Here is a 17716-nt window from a genome sequence, read left to right as displayed (position 1 = left end):
TAGAAGTCTTAGTATTTTATCATCATGAAAACAATCACTCTTAACATTAACGGAAAACAACAGGAAGTAAATGTTGACCCGGCAACGCCCCTGCTCTGGGTATTACGGGACCATCTGAAATTAGTGGGCACCAAATATGGCTGTGGCATAGCTCAGTGCGGATCCTGTACGGTCCATTTGGGCGGGGTAGCAACCCGTTCCTGTACCTTGCCCGTTTCGGCAATAGGGAATCAGGAAGTTGTAACCATTGAGGGCCTCTCCGAAAATGGAGAGCATCCTGTTCAAAAAGCATGGCTCGAAGTAGACGTGCCACAATGCGGATATTGCCAGGCAGGACAGATCATGACCGCTGCTGCCTTGTTGGAACACAATCCATCACCTTCTGATGAGGAGATTGACGGGGTGATGAATGGAAATATATGTCGTTGCGGTACATATACCCGTATTAAAAAAGCAATAAAACTGGCTTCGGAGTCTTAATATTATTAAAACTTATCATACAATGACACTCGTAAAAACACAAATTGGAAGGCGCGCATTCATCAGGAACTCCAGCCTGGCAGGTGGCGGGCTTATCATTGGATTCGGATGGTTGAATTCCTGTAAGCCCAATAATGCTGCTGAAATGGCTGCAGTCGACATGCCAGAGGAGTGGTTTGAGATCAATGCTTATCTCAAAATAGGGGATAACGGCCTGGTGACTATCATGTCACCAAATCCTGAAGGAGGGCAGAATGTAAAGACTTCCATGCCCATGATTGTGGCGGATGAACTCGATATCAACTGGAAAGAAGTGATTGTGGAACAAGCCCCTTTAAATACAGATCTGTATAGCCGTCAGTTTATTGGTGGCAGCCAGGCCATCCGACAGGGTTGGAATGGGCTGCGTATGGCAGGAGCTTCGGCCCGTCATATGCTTCGGGAGGCCGCGGCCAGCACCTGGGCGGTATCAATAGATGAAATTACAACAGAAGAAGGTGTTTTAAAACACGTGGAAAGCGGCAAATCAGCCGGATATGGTGAAATGGCTTCAGCTGCTGCCAAGGTTTCAGTTCCTGAAGAGGTCATGCTAAAGGACAGCAAAGATTTTAAGATCATTGGAACATCGCGGAAGAATGTGGATGGTAAAAAGATTGTAACCGGAAAGCCTTTGTTTGGTATTGATACATACAAGGAAGGGATGCTTACGGCGATGATCGTGCACCCTCCGGCTTTTGGTTTGAAATTAAAATCGGTTGACGATTCAAGTGTTAAGTCTATGCCCGGGATCAGGGATGTTTTTACGATCAAGATATTAAACGATGATTTTGAAAGACAGCATTTTGACACCTGTACTTTTTTGGAAGTTGTTGCGATTGTCGGTAATTCCACCTGGGAGGTCATGAATGCCAAAAAAGCAATTAATGTACTTTGGGAGCCCTTTGAAGCCTATACAGAAGAAAGGACATTTTATCGAAGTTCAAGGCAAACGCTTACCATACCCGCCGGACTTGAAAGTACAGACGGGCACATGAAAGATATGGAGCAGGCAGCCATGAAACCGCAAAAAGTGGTGCGTAAAGACGGAAATCCCGAACTTGCCTTTAAAAATGCGGCTCAGGTCATCGAGCGTACCTATATAGGGCCACACCTGGCTCATAATTGTATGGAACCCATGAATTTCTTTGCACATGTGACATCAGAAAAAGCTGAACTCATAGGTCCTCTTCAAAAAGCTGAACTTACAGAACAAACCTTGTCAGCGAGACTGGGAATGCCAGTTGAACAAATTGACATCAAAATGTCCCGTCTCGGAGGCGGATATGGTCGCAGGTCATACGCCCATTGGCTGATCGAAGCAGCACTGATATCACAGCGTCTGAACCTGCCCGTTAAGCTCGTTTATTCGCGCGAAGACGATATGACAGGAGGAATTTACAGACCTGCTTACAGGGCCACTTACAGGGCCGCTCTCGATAAGGAGAATAAGATTACCGCGGTTCATATCAATGCCGGCGGTGTGCCCGAAAGCCCGTTGTTCGCCAACAGATTTCCGGCAGGTGCGGTTGAAAACTACCTTGCAGAAAGCTGGTCGGTCAATACCAATATAACCATTGGGTCTTTTCGGGCCCCCAGGTCAAATTTTATGGCCTGTGCCGAACAGTCATTTTTAGATGAAATTGCCGAAGCAACAGGTAAAGACCCCATAGATTTCCGCCTGGAATTATTGAAGCGGGCCGGGAATTCCCCGGTGGGTGAAAACAATGACTACGATGCTGCCCGCTATGCCGGGGTATTGGAATTGGTCAGAGAGAAATCAGATTGGGACAATACCCCTGATGGTGTCCACCGTGGCGTATCAGCTTATTTCTGTCATAATACCTATGCAGCACAGGTTTTGGATGTCAGCATCAAAAACGGAGCCCCTGTCGTTGAAAGGGTATGTTGTGCCATTGATTGCGGTATTGTCGTTAACCCTGATGCGGCCATCAATTTATCAGAGGGGGCTATAGTAGATGCTCTTGGAAACGCCTTGTTTGGCGAATTAAAATTTAAAGATGGCGTGCCCGACAAAAGTAATTTCGATCAATACAGAATGATAAGGATGTCGGAAACTCCTAAAGAAATTGATGTGCATTTTGTAGAAAACGGCATAGATCCGACGGGCCTGGGAGAACCTGCATTTCCTCCGGTTTTCGCAGCTTTGGCCAACGCTTTGTACAAGGCCACAGGGAAAAGACATTACAAGCAGCCTTTTAAGCTGTAGTAATTTAAGGCAAAAACCTCTTTTTACCTTTTAGGCCAAGAACAAAAGCATCGTTGTGGCCGTCTTTTTTCATTTGTTCCAAATGAGCAAGGGCCTCCTCATATGATTCAAAAACACCAGAATAAAAACGATTATACCCGTCATCATAACGATGGTTGAACAAGCCCGATGAATCTTTATAGGTGCCCGTTTTTATGTTTTCCACGAAAGCCCCTATTTGTACTGTATACATAATATTTTTACTGCTAAAATCATAGGCAGAACCAGGCATATCATCTGCAAAAGCCTGCTCAATACGTGCAATTTCAATTAAGCTTTCGGCCTCTAAAAGAATTTCCAGATCCCTTAGGTTAGCCTCTTTTTCGGCCATTTTCATTGCTTCGAAAAAGGCCGCGACGTAATCTTCCTTAGAACCAGAGGCTTTTACATCCAGTTTAACAGGAGTAGAGGGTTCGTCATTGATTACCTCTGAGGCAAAAACATTTAATTCAGTACCACCTGTCTCAATGTCTGAGGCAAAATACAGAACGCTTCTGTCGTCCACAAAAGGAAAGACTTCGCGTTCTTCTGTATTAATTTTTGAGCCTAAATTCTCCGGCTTGCCATAGGTTCCATCTTCGAGTAAATCAACTACAAAAATATCCGTCTTTCCAGTTGATTCAGGTCCGTCAGAAACAAAATAAAGTTTTGTGTCGTCCTGGTTAAGGGCAGGATGTCCGGTAGAATGGCTCTTGCCGTTAAAAGGAAGCATTTCCAGGTTAACCCAGTCTCCATTTTCCTTAACCTTCGCCTTGAACAGCTGAAGCTGAACAGACTTAGTGATCTTTATATCTGACTGATCTCCTTTCTTCGCCCTTATTTTTCTATTGGCACTAAAGAAAACGGTTTTATGATCTTTTGTGTAGGAAATCATATTCTCCTGAATATCAAAATCAGGGTCGGCCAGCAATAAATCATCCACTTTGAACATATCTTCATCAGAAACGTTTTCTGAAAGAACATGCACAATTGTGCGGCTTGTTCTTTCAGTGTCATCATCCGTAAAAATATCTCCCAAATCAGCATAAGAAGTGTTTAAAATGTTATCTGCACTCGCATAAACATCTTGAGAGCTCTGGGCAAACATTCCGAATGGAACTGCTGCCAACATCATGGTCATTAATTTTTTCATCGATCTTTTTTGTTAGAGAAATCAAATCAGCATTTGAATTCGGATTAATTCTTACACAACATAATAAATTATTTATACATCTGATTATCCGTTACTTATTAGTTATTAATATATTTATTAACGACTCATCGTCAGCTTTGAAGATTGTTGACTTTTAAAGCATTCAAGCATTCACGCATTAGCTTCGCTGAATCCCTGCCTGCCGTCAGGCTGGTTCGATTTCACGTATTTCAGCATTTCAGCATTGAAGCATTGTAGCATTGCAGCATTGCAGCATTGTAGCATTTCAGCATTGTAGCATTGTAGCATTGCAGCATTGCAGCATTGTAGCATTGTAGCATTGAAGCATTGTAGCATTGTAGTATTTCAGCATTGTAGCATTGTAGCATTGTAGCATTGTAGAATTTTGAACGAATCCTTTAGCTATTTGAATCAAAAATAGACCCGGCTGACCGTCATGCGATGTATCTTGATACTTCATTTAAAAGCCTTATAAATTTAACCTTAAAACCTTTAATTATGAATATCAAAAAAGAAAATCTTCCGGTTGTCATGGAGGCACCCGATACAGTTTTGCGCAACCAGGGCGGGTTTGGAGGCATGGCCATAGCCTATAATGAATTGCCTAAAGGAACCGACTTTAGGCCCCTGCTCAATGGTTTGAACAATGACAGTTGCCATTGCCCTCATTGGGGCTATATTGTTGAAGGCGCTATTCGAATTTTTTACGACGATAATACAGAAGAGGTCAGCCGGGCCGGGGATGTATATTACTGGCCAGCCGGTCATACAGGGATTGTTGAAGAGGATATAAAATTTATCGAGTTCAGCCCACAAAAGGAATTCAAACAAGTCATGGATCACATTGGCAAAAAAATGTCGGCATCAGGCTGATGGAATTGGCATGCAATTTTAGGTTATGACTAAAACTTGAGAATGGCTGAATTGTTCAATGTTGCTTATGACAGAAGTTACTTATTCAGCCATTTCTTAAATTCTGACGCTTTATTCTTACTGATAATGATGCTGTTTTCGGGTTTCATCTTTATCTTAAGCTGACTATTCCCAAATCTCAGGATTTCGGCAATGCCTTTAACAGAGAGTATATATTGCCTGTTGGCTCTAAAAAAAATAACAGGATCCAGGGAGCTGTACAATTCATCTAAACTTGAATTGCTGGAGTATTTTTTCCCATCCAGACAAGTTATAGTTGTTACGGTATTTTCAGTATTTATAAAAGAGATTTGATCTATTTTGATGAAATCAAGTTTGTCTTTGGAGTAGGTAATCAGCCTGCTTTTAACTGTTTTCTCGTTTGAATTTTCTACAGGGATATTCTGTTCATTGAAATTCTTTGAAACTTTTTCCTTGTGAAGGGTGAGGCTAATATTCAGTTTGGTCAATTCTTTTACCTCTTCTTCCAGTATATTATTTTTCTTCTCAAATTCCTTTTCATAATAATTGGCTAAATATCTCATAGCGAATGTTGAAAGTAAAACAATAACAACACTGGTCAACAAATAAATTAAAATGAAATTAACTTTGAGACCCTCCAGATGACTTTTGGTTTTTGCAATATTGGCGTGGGCTGCGATGATCCAGTCAGTATTCTGTACCGGGTATAAATATATAATTTCAGAGGCCCTGTTCGAATCTGTAAAATCTCTTATGCCTCCTGTGCCTTCTCTTTTTTGTGTAATTAAATTGTAAAAATCTTCTGTATCAATGCCGTCCTTGATCGGTTTGACAAATGATTGATTCTGCCCAATCTTCTGCCCAATTTTTTCAGGATTAGGGTGGCATATCTCAATGCCCGACCAGTCAAACATGCAAAGAAATCCAGATTCAACATTGGTGCCTTCAATGCTTTTCTGAACATTCCTGATAACAGTTTCACGCGGTATGCCATAATCAATTTGAAGGGAGATCAATTTGGCAAATTCCTGTGCTTCTCTTTTGCTCGACATCATTTGAGCCTCCAGATACTGGTTTGTGCTGACCTTTATCAAATAGTTCATACCAAAATATCCTGTACCAAATACTATGGCAGAAATTATGATGATGGTAAGTCCATATAAAGTTTCCTTTTTCAAAGTCTTGAAATTTTTAAAGCTTGTTTTTCCTTTTCAGGCGGTATTTTTTCCACTTCGCCAATGTTTTTTTGAACGGATTGAATATGATTCATATTTTTATGACATGTGATAAAGCATTGTCATGAACTTTCAGGCTTTTTAGGCTATTATACTGTTTTTTTAAAGGAAAAAAAGCCATCAATCACAATATGCATCAAATGTATAGAATAAATTATTAACCTTAAAATTCGACAATGCATCATCAAAATTCTAATATGTTCAGCACCTTAAGATGACCAATCATATAGGGTCAGAATTACTGAGATAAAAAATAATTAATCGTGAGAAGCAAGTTTTTTAAAATAATAATTTTTGTCTGTATATTAGCTGTAATCGGCATCTTTTATGCATTGAAGCAATATAATAAGCCTCATGACAATATCAGGGTTTCCAAGCCTGAAATGGTTATGGCTTCGGGAGAGTTAATTAAGGCATTTGAAAAAGATGAAATTACAGCCACCCGGTTGTATACTGAAAAAATCATTCAAGTAACAGGGGTTATATCTGACATACAGACATCTGATGACTCCGGAATTATAACGCTTAAAGACAATGGATCTGAATCGAGTGTTATTTGTCATTTGGAATCAGGGGAGGAGTTAAAACGATTGAATCTTCAATTGGGCCAAAAAATTACTTTAAAAGGAAAATGCAGCGGGTTTTTATTAGATGTTATAATGATCAGGTGCGTACTTATAAATGAAAGAAATGAATAAATTAAATATAGTTCTTGCTTTTTTATTCTTTGTTCAGACAAGTATGGCACAGGATAAATATTTTACAAAAGAAGGGTATGTTTCATTCTTCTCTCATACCATTGTTGAGGATATAAAAGCTGATAATCAACAGGTGCTGAGCATCGTTGATACGACAACCGGTGACATAGCCATTCAGTTGTTAATGCGTTCATTTCAATTTAAAAAAGCGCTCATGCAGGAGCATTTTAATGAGAATTATGTGGAATCATATAAATATCCAAAGGCTACTTTTAAAGGTGTTATACTGAATCTTAATGAATTAGTTGAAGGAGATTTTGAAACAGAGATAAAGGGAATTCTTTTAGTTCACGGCCGGGAAAAAGAAGTAAGTACCATGGTGAAAGTGACGAAAAAAAATGAAATGTTGATTTTAACGGGTCATTTTATGGTGGAAGTTGCAGATTTTGATATAAAAATACCTTCGATAGTTGCCAATAATATTGCTAAAACCATCGAAGTCTCTTTTGAATTAAAACATAAACCTTACAAGCAATGAAAACATTTATTTGCAGTCTTATTTTTTTAGTATTCTTTTTTGGAGGTTACGCTCAGGAACTGGAATCAATTCTTGAACAGGAAAGTCAGGAAACATCTTTTAACGTCGCAGAGACTTTCAAAGGGACAAGAATAGCGAACGGACATTCGATTGAAACCAGAAAGAAGGGCATTTTAGACTTTTTAATCACGCATCGTTTCGGTACGCTGAATTCCGGAGCTTATGAGTTATGGGGTCTGGATGAGGCGAATATCAGATTGGCACTTGAATATGCTTTGACGGATGATCTTACGTTTGCACTGGGAAGGAGTTCGTATGAGAAAACTTACGATGGTTATATAAAATATAGGTTGTTCCATCAAAAAGAAGGGGATAAGCCCTTTCCTGTTGGGATTACGCTTTTTGGAAGCGCCGCAATAAGGACTTTAAAAGACTTTGATCCTGATAATGAACCGAGTTTTTCTGACAAGCTGTCTTATGCGAGTCAAATTTTAATAGCGCGAAGGTTCAGTCAAAATTTTTCATTACAAATAATGCCTACCTATATCCACTTTAACCAGGTACCAAAAACTGCCGACCCAAATGGCATGTTTGCACTTGGTTTGGGGGCAAGAATCAAGTTGAGTAAGAGGATGGCGATTAATGGAGAGTACTATTATAATTTTAATCAGTTTGAATCATTTGAGACATTCAACTCACTCTCTGTCGGGGTCGAATTTGAAACAGGGGGCCATGTGTTTCAATTGGTTTTTACAAATTCAAGACCGATGATCGAGAAAGGATTTATTGCCGAGACTACGGGTGACTTCTTTGACGGAGATATACATTTTGGCTTTAATATCTCACGGTCGTTTCAAGTGAAGAAATCATCACGGGGAAAATAATTATTAAAAAAATCAAATTAAATATAAACACTAAAATCATTCATTATGAAAAAACTGGAAATTTTTACGATGTTGTTCTTTCTGGTAGTATTTGTATCATGTTCTTCTGATAGCGCAGAGGATGATGGTCCTATTACACCTCCAAACACAGATGTTACCTATTCAAAAAATGTAAAACCGATTATTGATGGCCGTTGTATCAATTGCCATAATAATCCTCCTGTAAATAGTGCGCCTATGCCTTTGGTATCATACAACAATGTTAAGGATGCAGTAACTGACAGAAACCTGATCGCACGGATTGAGGATGGTTCAATGCCGCCAACCGGCAGTGATTTAACAAGCACACAAATAAAAACCATAAAAGACTGGGAGACAGGCGGGTTTAAAGAATGAGTAATTTGAAAATTCTATAAAAAAGCGGAATCAACACATGGCGTCATCGCTGTATTGGAAGTTCCTTGTTTGGATCCTTTATTTTAAGGCCGGAATCTCAAAGGTTTCAGGTTTTAACTTTCGGTTCATGTGTGTAGTTTATCAATTTTAATAGGATATTCAGAGTTAAAAAGGTGTGTTTGAACTTAATAATTGTTTATAAAAAAAAATAATGATATGTATAAATCAAATTTTATAATTGGAGTATTTGTTTTGCTCATCGGTTTTATATCTTGTAATCAGGATGACGATAATGTACCAATTAATGATATAAATAAAGTTCAGTCAAATGTTGAAAATGGTGTTTGGCAAATTACAAAGTTTATAGATTCTGGAACTGATGAGACCAACCATTTTACAGGTTACAATTTTAAATTTAATAGTTCAGGTGTTTTAAATGCCAGTGATGGCAGCAATAATTATGATGGTAATTGGAGCATTACTAACAGCAACAGCAATGATGACAGTCAGGATGATTTGGAATTTAATATCAACTTTAATCTCACGAATGACTTTGAAGATTTAAACGATGACTGGGATTTTATTTCCCAGACTTCAACAAAAATAGAACTCATTGATATTAGCGGAGGAAACGGAGGTGCCGATTACTTAACCTTTGAAAAGATGTAATCAACAGAATAATTGAATCATAATTCAGAGTGTTAAAAGGAAAGCTGGTTACCAATATCTATAAAGTCGCTGGGCTTACTGTTAAAGCCTTTTGTTGGTGAATTTCATTGATAATATGAGACTAATAATCAGGATATAAATAACTTAGCTTGAAACAAAATTTTGCTTCATTACTATATTTTGTTACATTTATTAAATTTAAATCAACTTTACTATGAAATATTTACCTGTTATCGGAAAATACATGTACCTGATTCCCATGGGGATTTTTGGTTTGTTCCATTTTATGAACGCAGAAGCCATGTCTGGAATGGTACCGGAATTTTTACCGGCAAAAATAGTGTGGGTCTACCTTACGGGAGTTGCCCTTATCGCAGCGGTGGCAGCGGTCATTCTCAATAAAAAAGCCCAACTGGCCCTGCAATTATTAGGATTGATGTTGTTGCTTTTTGCTTTGTTATTATGGTTGCCGGGAGCAATCGGAGGAGATCAGACAGCGACAACCATGTTTTTGAAAGATATCGCCCTGGCCGGAGGCGCCTGGATTTTTTCCAAAGATCAGAAGGACTAAAAGATCTTTGCTTATCACAACTGACAGCTCGTCTGACTTATGTATTTCAGCTTTAACTGCACCTTAACAGCTGCTGTTTGAGGTTTGATGTACCTTGTTGAAAACAAGAAATGCTTGGCATCAGGAGATGTGTAAGGTCAAAAACGCGTCCATTTTGTATTGATCATATCTCTTGGGTCTACCTGAGTCTGTCGTCCACCATACTTCTAAAAAGGTGGGTGTATTCCCGAGTTACCATTGACTTATTGTAGTGGAATACATGAGGTAACTTTTCATCTTGGGAAGCAAAAGTGTTACCCTTATCTCCATGCGGATACGATATTGGCTTCTGTTGAAATGGCGAAACGATTACTACATGGTTCGCTAGTGCAAGGAAACTAATTACTGCGATTCTTATTTTCATCAGATTTTGAGTTTGATTGTAAGGGCTAATAAAGCACCAGAATTGAATTTTCGAAGATTGATATTCTTAAAACTGGTCTTGGCCTTAAGTGGGTTTCTGGCCTCCTTCAATTTTATAAAGCCTTTGTAAATCAACAATTTAGATTGAATATAAATTATATCTTGATTCCTTTCTTTTCTGTTTATTCATTAACTTTAAGGGTATAATGCAGACTTATTACTTCCTGTCAGATCGTTAGTAAAAAGTTGCATAGAAACCCATCAGAATATAAAAATCACATGCTGATTTTCATCTGAATTTCTGTTGGTATGTTTTGACTATCAATTTTTTTTAAAAGACTTTGTTTTGAACAATGATCAATACTAAATTTTAAATTTCTTCCCCCATGAAAAAGATGATTACCTACATTATTATTGCCCTTGTATTTTTGATCTCTGCTTGTCAGCAGCCACCTAAAAAGGAAAAGTCAATTGAAATCGATCAAAACGGTTACGCCATATTATCAGATCAGGAGGTCGAAAACATTGTTAAACGCTCTTTTCAATATGTGGCCATGTACAATGTGAACAACAAATTTGCCATAGGCCAGGGAGGTTGGAACACCTTGGTGGCCGACACAAATTTAAAGGACCATACGATGACCGAAATTGCCCGCCCGAATAATGACAGTTTCTATACCACTGCCTTGCTCGATTTACGTGCGGAACCTGTCATAATGTTTTTACCTGCTTTTGACTCAAAATATGTTTCTCTTATGGTAACGTCATATGATCATTATGTAGATGTCCCAAAAGCAACGCGGAATGGTGATTTTAAAAGGCCAGAGAAAATCTTATTCTATTCTGACCGAACAGAGGATTACAGTGGAGAACCCGTGAATGGTGTGGATTTGATTTACAAAACTACAGGAGATTTTGTTTCTGCTGTTTTACGTATCATGCCCCATGCCAATGAACCGGAAAGATTTAAAAAAATAGTTGAAACAATAAAGACTACTAAAATACAGACGCTCTCTGAATATCAAGGCAGAGAACCAATTACGCCTGAACAGGTTGATTTTCCGAAAACGGGCCAAACAGACCTGGATGTTTTTAAGAATAATCTTTTGGAAGTCATGCAATTTATATTTAATCATATTTCATTTGATACTAGTGATGAAGAAGACCGTGCGGTACTCGAAGCATATAAACCTTTGGGCATTATGCCTGGAAAAGAATTTAATCCTGAGGGTATAAAGATTGATGGTGAAAAATTCTATACTGTTGCTGAGAAAATTCAACAGGAATACCTCGCAAAACTTAACGATCCAAACCTGATAAAGGAAATGTCTCCTAAGATGTTCAAAACAAAGGGCCTGACAGATCTGGAAACGATTCTGACAGTTTCCATCATCGGGCCTATTGGTTTACCTATGGAAGAAGCCATGTATCCTAATGTGACTTCCGCTGATGGTGAATCCTTGAATAGCATGAATGATTATGTGATAAAAATGACAAAGGACCAACTTCCTCCGGCAGGCGCATTCTGGTCTTTAACCCTTTACGATAAGGCTAACGGATTTTTTATCCCTAACGACAGCAAGAAATACAGCGTGGGTGAAAATTCGGGATTCAAGCTTAATGCTGACGGCGGAATTGAAATTTATGTAACTGCTGATAAGCCGAGCAATGTACCTGAGGAAAACTGGCTGCCTGTTAACCGTCAGGACCAGGAAATTGATATCATATTGAGAATATATGTTCCTGATATGGAAAAAATGGAATCATGGAAGGCACCGGTAGCCGAGAAAATGTAAGCAGACTATTTTTTACATAATCAAGTGAATGATGAAACGAATATTGTCAATCATGAATGTTAACCAGCTTGCAGCCACCGATGAAGCCTATTTAAAAGAAGATCCGGTAATTCTTTTTATCCCGGTGGATTGAAGGTGACGAGGCTCTCATTATGTAGACCTTAAAACTATCATAACTAAGCAACGTACTTAAAACGTATCAAAATGAGAAATCAAATTTACTTATTAGGACTAATGGTCTTGTTTTTAGTTTCTTGCACACTAAAGCAAGGAGATATTCAAAAATCAGATTATCCATCTGATGGAAGTGTCTTACCCTTTCCGGAACCTGCATCCGCAAGTGTAACCGGCAAAACCCTTGCCGATTCCAAACACCAGTGGCGTAAAGCCGAAAACCATCTTCCGGCTGATGCTCCTAATATCGTTATTTTTATGACCGATGATGCTGGTTTTGGAAACCCTAGCACTTTTGGCGGACCCATTCATACGCCCACTATGACGCGCTTAGCAGAAGCGGGTATTTCATACAATGCCTTTCATACTACAGCCATGTGCTCACCTACAAGAGCATCGTTATTAACGGGGCGAAACCATCACCGTGTAGGAGCAGGCCAAATTGCTGAACTGGCTTCTGATTGGGATGGTTACGTGGGACTAATACCTAAATCAACAGCTACTTTTGCTCAGGTCCTTTCATACTATGGTTATAATACGGCTGCTTTTGGTAAATGGCACAATACTCCCGTAACAGATATCACCAAATTGGGTCCATTTGATCGTTATCCAACAGGCTTGGGCTTTGATTATTTCTATGGATTCCTGGCCGGAGAAACCTCACAATATGAACCCGCATTGTTTGAGAACACCAATCCGGTGCAGGCACCTCATGACCCCAAATACCACTTAACAGAAGACATGGCTGAAAAAGCTATCGAGTGGTTAAGAACCAGTAATACCATCAACCCCGGCAAACCCTTTTTTATGTATTTCACCCCGGGGGCAGTGCATGGTCCACATCATATTTTTAAGGAATGGGCCGATAAATATGATGGCAGGTTTGATGAAGGCTGGGAAGCCCTGCGCCAACTGACTTTTGAAAAGCAGAAAGAAATGGGATGGATTCCCGAAGATGCCGTTCTGAATCCATTGGCGAAAGGGATGCAAAAATGGGATGATGTTCCCCAATCACAGCGCGAATTCCAAATCCGTTTGATGGAAATTTTTGCCGGTTTCCTTGAGCATACCGACGTCCAATATGGAAAGGTGGTAGATGAACTCGAGCGACAGGGCTTGCTTGAAAACACGCTGATTATTTACATCAATTCTGACAATGGCCCTTCGGCTGAAGGTATGAATGGAACAATTTCTGAGTTATTGGCTCAAAATGCCATGCCTTCCACTGTTGATCAGCAAATTGAAGTGCTTAACAGAGTTTATGGCGGACCGGAGGCATTAGGCGGACCGAAATTGGAAAACATGTATCATCATGGTTGGACCTACACGGGATCAACCCCTTTTCAGGGGACTAAGCTGGTAGCTGCTCATCTGGGAGGAACCAGGACCCCATTGGTTATCTCCTGGCCAAAAAAAATCAAGCATGATGGTAAGGTTCGTTCACAATTTCATCATGTAAATGACATAGCAGCCACTATTTACGATATTCTTGATATTAATCCTCCAGCTGTAGTTGACGGTTTTGAACAACAATCCCTTGACGGGGTTTCCATGGCTTATACCTTTGATCAGCCGGAAGCAAAATCAAATAAGAAAACACAATATTTTGAAATTCTCGGCAGCCGGGGAATCTATCATGAGGGCTGGTTTGCTGGCACTTTTGGTCCCAGAGCCCCATGGTCGACCGATATGGAAGGTATATTTAACTGGGAGCCTGACAATGAAGTTTGGGAGCTATACAACCTGGAAGAAGACTATTCTCAATCAAAGGATTTGGCTGCTGAAAATCCTGAAAAACTAGCTGAACTAAAATCACTTTTTGATAAAGAGGCAACTGACAATCTCGTATACCCAATTGGCGCATCAATGTACACGGTGTTTTTTCATCCCGAAGAATTACCCTCTTCGCCACTTACAAAATGGTCGTTTTATGAAGGCCAGGATCGAATCCCTGAGGCCATGGCTCCTAAATTTGCGAGTGGGCGGTCTACTTTAGCTGTTATTGATGCTGAAATTGGTAAAAATGCAGAAGGAGTGCTTTTTGCCCTTGGCGGAATTTCTTCAGGCTTTACAGTATACATGGATAATGGTTTTTTAAAGGCAGAATACAACGCCATGACCATGAACCGCTACAAAATTGCATCTCAATCAGCCCTTCCAGCCGGCAAAGTAAAAATTGAAGTTGAAACCCTTTACGACATTAAAGAGAGGATGGCCCCGGCCACAGTAACTTTAAAAGTGGATGGGAAACAAGTTGGCCAGGGGCGTATTGAACGCTCCGTACCTGCTGCCCATACCGCCTCTGAAACTTTTGATGTTGGCTTGGATCTGGGTTCTCCGGTAGCATTGGATTATTATGACCGTGCGCCTTTTAGGTTTAATGGGAAAATTAATAAGATCGATATCAGGTACATAGATTAATTTTCTAGGATAAATGAATTGTATTTACCGTAAATTTAGAAAAACCAACTAAAAGCAAATAGTAATGATTAAGAACAGACTCTTTCGCTTAACTTTTACGGTAATTCTAAATCAGGATGGGGACCTTGGCAAAAAAGATACCTTATTAATAACGATGAAAAGTATATTTTTAATTGTGGCTATTACGTTTTTGGGTACAATGAGTTTGTATGCCCAGGATGCTGAAGACAGTGATTTTAAACAGCAAGTTGTAAACCCCATTGCCAATTTGATGAGTTTTCCGTTTCAGTACAATTTGAATATGAATTACGGTCCTTATAACAGGAATTTGAGTGTTTTGAATATCCAGCCCGTAATTCCTTTTTTTGAGGGTAAACTGATTACAAGAACTATCTTTCCAATCACCTGGATTCCTGATTTTTCGCGAGAAAGCGGCACGTATTCCTCAGGGCTTTCAGATATTGTGTTGACTGTATTTTATGTGCCTGGAAACCAAATTTTTACCTGGGGTATTGGCCCTGTGATGGAACTGCCAACCGGCGGTTCAAAAAGAGGTTCAGAAAAGCTTAGTATCGGCCCATCTGTTGTGGCACTCATACAACCCGGTGACTGGACCTTTGGGGTCCTGGCCAATAATGCCTGGTCTGTGGCCGGCAATTCAGACAGAGAAGATGTAAATCATATGTTGATCAATCTATTTATCGTCAAGCAATTGGGAAATGACTGGTACGTCAACAGCTCACCTATTATTACTGCTGACTGGAAGGCAGCTGATGGACAAAAATGGATTGTACCCCTTGGCTTGGGAGGTGGTAAGCTCATGTATTTAGGAGGTAAATTGCCCTTGAACCTGCAATCCCAGATCTTCTATAATGTGGTGCGTCCCGATTTTGGGCCAGAGTGGCAATGGCGTTTTCAGGCACAAATTCTCTTACCAATGGGTAAAAAAGAAAAAAACAAATAGTGGGTTTTTCTATCTGCCAAAATGAATTTGAGACAAGTCTATTTGGCACATAGAATAGCAAGAGGTCATAGATAAAGATGAAGTAAGATCAATGAAAACATGAATAAAATAATATAAGATGATGAAAAAGACAGCTATCATTTCTTTGGCAATTTTAGTACTATTTCAAATGGGCCATATATACAGCCAGTATTGCGTGCCATTTGAAATTATCGAGACAGACTTTGAGGCAGAATCGAAATATGTAAAGGTTGAGGCCGGGTGGTATCCCAGCTGGATTGAATATCATCAGGGTAAAGTTGTATATCCCGATGCACTTGATCCTTTGGTCAAATGGAAACACCCTTATATGAAGGAAGGCCTGCCAAGTGCTATGCATGAGGATTCCTATGCTTCGGACATTAGTAATTTACAGGGGCCTGTGCCCCTCTTTTGCATTTATTGATGAATACACCATGGTTACCTTGTCTTTTGGCAGGAAAAACACCACCTTATTGCTAATTGACATAAAAGATAAGATTGAAGTTCTCGACGCCATTAAAATACCGGGTCGGGGACATAAAGCCATGGAGCTTGCCGGTAAAAAAGCACGTATGGCTTTATTTAGAAACACTTCCGGAGGGGCCTATTTCTTCCTTTCCAAAGACAATCAGGTCATTATACCGGGACCTGAATACAGTATTTTTTACATTCCTATTGAAAATAAAAAATTCGTAAGAAACAGGACTGTGTCTTTTGATATCCTCGAAGAAATCGAAAAAGGCGACCTGCTTGTCGAAGGCTTATCAGACAAGGAGGGGCGTAACAAGTTAACAGCGGTAATGCCCGATGCGCATGGTAATGTCTGGTATACTTCGAAAATGGGTGTGATTGGGGTCATTGATTTGCAGGGGTTTAAAAAGGGAGACTTTAAAGAAAAGGGATTGTGCCCGAAAACCTATTCATTTTATATAGGCGAATTTGGATTATTGAAAAAGATCGAGTATTTCTTTGGAGAAAAGTACGAAAGCCTTGAAGACGTGGCCTTTTACAGAGAAGGGATGTCTGATGTAGAGTACAGAAAGGAATTCAGGGAATTTTTTATGTTGGAACCTGAAACAAGGGAAGAAATTCAGAATTCATTTTCAATAGGACCAGATGGGGTATATATTGTTTCAAACATTGCCTTGTACAAATTTAGGTTTAACGATGAAAAGAAAATCATTGAATTGGATACCAAGTGGCAGAAAAATTTTAATGAAACCGGAGACCTGATCTATCCGAATGATGGCACTCAAAAAAAAAGACAGCTTAACGATGGTAGCGGAACAACACCTACATTGATGGATGACCGATTTGTTATTATTGCAGATAATGATGCCCGGCAAATTAACGTAAACATCTATTCACAGGAAGATGGGCATCTTGTTGGCCGGCACAGTGTGTTCGCTAAAGACAGCAGCGCTTGCGAAAACTCTATCGTAGCCTATAAAAACAGTCTATTTATAGGGAATACCTCGAATTATACAGATCCATTTGACTTTAATGATACCCCTGGTGGTATTGACCGCTTTGATTATAATGAAAAAACAGGAAAATTTGAAAGGATCAAGAACTGGCCGGTAGAACATATTGATGCTAAAACCGCGACGCCTAAGATGTCTACCGAAATAGGTGTTATCTATGTTTATAATCGGGAGGAAGAATCAGACGACGGCCATCCTGACTGGCAACTTACCGCAATTGATTACCAAACAGGAAGGAAAGTTTTTTACTTGCGCCCTGAATTTGAAAAGGGGGAATTCAATGATAATATTTCATTCCTGATGAAATGGTTTTCATTGGGTTTAAAGAATTATGACCAAAAAGTTTTTAACAATATTTGGGCAACCTATACTTTTGGACCCAATAATAGCATATTCATTGGGGCTTACAGAGGCTTTTTGAAGTTCTCTTCAGATCCGAAACCGAACTAACTGAATTTTAATAATACACGTTTCAATAGAGTAATACTTCGAAATTCAGGGGTTCCGAATTCGACCTGAGACGCCAGCAGGAGGGGTATTCGATATTCAATTTTAAACCTCCCATCTCTTTCTTTTAAATCAGGTTATTTTTGTAACAATTCACTGTGCTAATACAAGATTGAAAGAACAA

Annotated in this window: 16 protein-coding genes; 14 read left to right on the top strand and 2 right to left on the bottom strand. The window is 39.5% G+C overall.

Annotated elements, in window-relative coordinates; translation table 11 throughout:
- The first annotated feature begins 24 nt into the window (after nt 1–24).
- Nucleotides 25–480 carry a (2Fe-2S)-binding protein gene (locus AABB81_RS10920; RefSeq protein WP_342160542.1) on the top strand — a complete coding sequence of 152 codons (456 nt, stop codon included), beginning with the start codon at nt 25–27 and terminating at the stop codon, nt 478–480.
- A 22-nt stretch (nt 481–502) separates the two neighbouring features.
- Nucleotides 503–2746 carry a xanthine dehydrogenase family protein molybdopterin-binding subunit gene (locus AABB81_RS10915; RefSeq protein WP_342160541.1) on the top strand — a complete coding sequence of 748 codons (2244 nt, stop codon included), beginning with the start codon at nt 503–505 and terminating at the stop codon, nt 2744–2746.
- Nucleotides 2747–2750: 4 nt separating this feature from the next.
- Here AABB81_RS10915 and AABB81_RS10910 read toward each other — a convergent pair whose 3' ends face one another.
- On the bottom strand, nt 2751–3917 hold the full coding sequence (locus tag AABB81_RS10910; RefSeq protein WP_342160540.1) for an SPOR domain-containing protein: 1167 nt from the start codon (nt 3915–3917) through the stop codon (nt 2751–2753).
- Nucleotides 3918–4436: 519 nt separating this feature from the next.
- Between AABB81_RS10910 and AABB81_RS10905 the strand changes: the two genes are divergently transcribed.
- Nucleotides 4437–4811, top strand: coding sequence for a cupin domain-containing protein (locus tag AABB81_RS10905; RefSeq protein WP_342160539.1), 375 nt, complete (start codon nt 4437–4439; stop codon nt 4809–4811).
- A gap of 77 nt (nt 4812–4888) precedes the next feature.
- On the opposite strand, the gene AABB81_RS10900 is transcribed toward AABB81_RS10905, so the two are convergent.
- The gene (locus AABB81_RS10900) at nt 4889–6010 is read right to left on the bottom strand and encodes a LytTR family transcriptional regulator DNA-binding domain-containing protein (protein ID WP_342160537.1); all 1122 of its coding nucleotides are present in this window, start codon (nt 6008–6010) and stop codon (nt 4889–4891) included.
- A 320-nt stretch (nt 6011–6330) separates the two neighbouring features.
- Between AABB81_RS10900 and AABB81_RS10895 the strand changes: the two genes are divergently transcribed.
- From AABB81_RS10895 to AABB81_RS10845, 11 genes are all read left to right on the top strand, one after another.
- Entirely contained in the window at nt 6331–6765 is a 435-nt protein-coding gene (locus AABB81_RS10895) for an OB-fold protein (RefSeq protein ID WP_342160536.1), read from the top strand.
- A complete protein-coding gene (locus AABB81_RS10890) occupies nt 6758–7303 on the top strand; it encodes a YceI family protein (protein ID WP_342160535.1) in 546 nt (181 codons plus the stop codon). Before AABB81_RS10895 ends, AABB81_RS10890 begins: the two co-directional genes overlap by 8 nt.
- Nucleotides 7300–8187, top strand: a complete 888-nt coding sequence (locus AABB81_RS10885) for a DUF5777 family beta-barrel protein (RefSeq protein ID WP_342160534.1) — start codon at nt 7300–7302, stop codon at nt 8185–8187. Before AABB81_RS10890 ends, AABB81_RS10885 begins: the two co-directional genes overlap by 4 nt.
- 45 nt (nt 8188–8232) lie before the next feature.
- The gene (locus AABB81_RS10880; protein ID WP_342160533.1) at nt 8233–8583 is read left to right on the top strand and encodes a hypothetical protein; all 351 of its coding nucleotides are present in this window, start codon (nt 8233–8235) and stop codon (nt 8581–8583) included.
- Between the two features lie 216 nt (nt 8584–8799).
- On the top strand, nt 8800–9252 hold the full coding sequence (locus AABB81_RS10875) for a hypothetical protein (RefSeq protein ID WP_342160532.1): 453 nt from the start codon (nt 8800–8802) through the stop codon (nt 9250–9252).
- 214 nt (nt 9253–9466) lie between these two features.
- Entirely contained in the window at nt 9467–9823 is a 357-nt protein-coding gene (locus tag AABB81_RS10870) for a DoxX family protein (RefSeq protein WP_342160531.1), read from the top strand.
- A 788-nt stretch (nt 9824–10611) separates the two neighbouring features.
- Nucleotides 10612–12021, top strand: a complete 1410-nt coding sequence (locus AABB81_RS10865; protein ID WP_342160530.1) for a DUF1214 domain-containing protein — start codon at nt 10612–10614, stop codon at nt 12019–12021.
- Nucleotides 12022–12225: 204 nt separating this feature from the next.
- Complete coding sequence (locus AABB81_RS10860; RefSeq protein WP_342160529.1) at nt 12226–14616, top strand: arylsulfatase; 2391 nt, start codon at nt 12226–12228, stop codon at nt 14614–14616.
- A gap of 64 nt (nt 14617–14680) precedes the next feature.
- Nucleotides 14681–15580: a hypothetical protein gene (locus tag AABB81_RS10855; protein WP_342160528.1), complete on the top strand. Its 900-nt coding sequence runs from the start codon at nt 14681–14683 to the stop codon at nt 15578–15580.
- Nucleotides 15581–15698: 118 nt separating this feature from the next.
- Entirely contained in the window at nt 15699–16025 is a 327-nt protein-coding gene (locus tag AABB81_RS10850; RefSeq protein ID WP_342160527.1) for a hypothetical protein, read from the top strand.
- Nucleotides 15970–17535: a hypothetical protein gene (locus tag AABB81_RS10845; protein WP_342160525.1), complete on the top strand. Its 1566-nt coding sequence runs from the start codon at nt 15970–15972 to the stop codon at nt 17533–17535. Before AABB81_RS10850 ends, AABB81_RS10845 begins: the two co-directional genes overlap by 56 nt.
- Nucleotides 17536–17716: the final 181 nt, after the last annotated feature.

Origin of the sequence: Lutimonas vermicola (assembly GCF_038433205.1) — a bacterium.
Lineage (GTDB): Bacteria > Bacteroidota > Bacteroidia > Flavobacteriales > Flavobacteriaceae > Lutimonas > Lutimonas vermicola.
The sequence above is the reverse complement of the archived record's forward strand: the minus strand, read 5'-3'. Positions and strand labels throughout refer to the sequence as shown.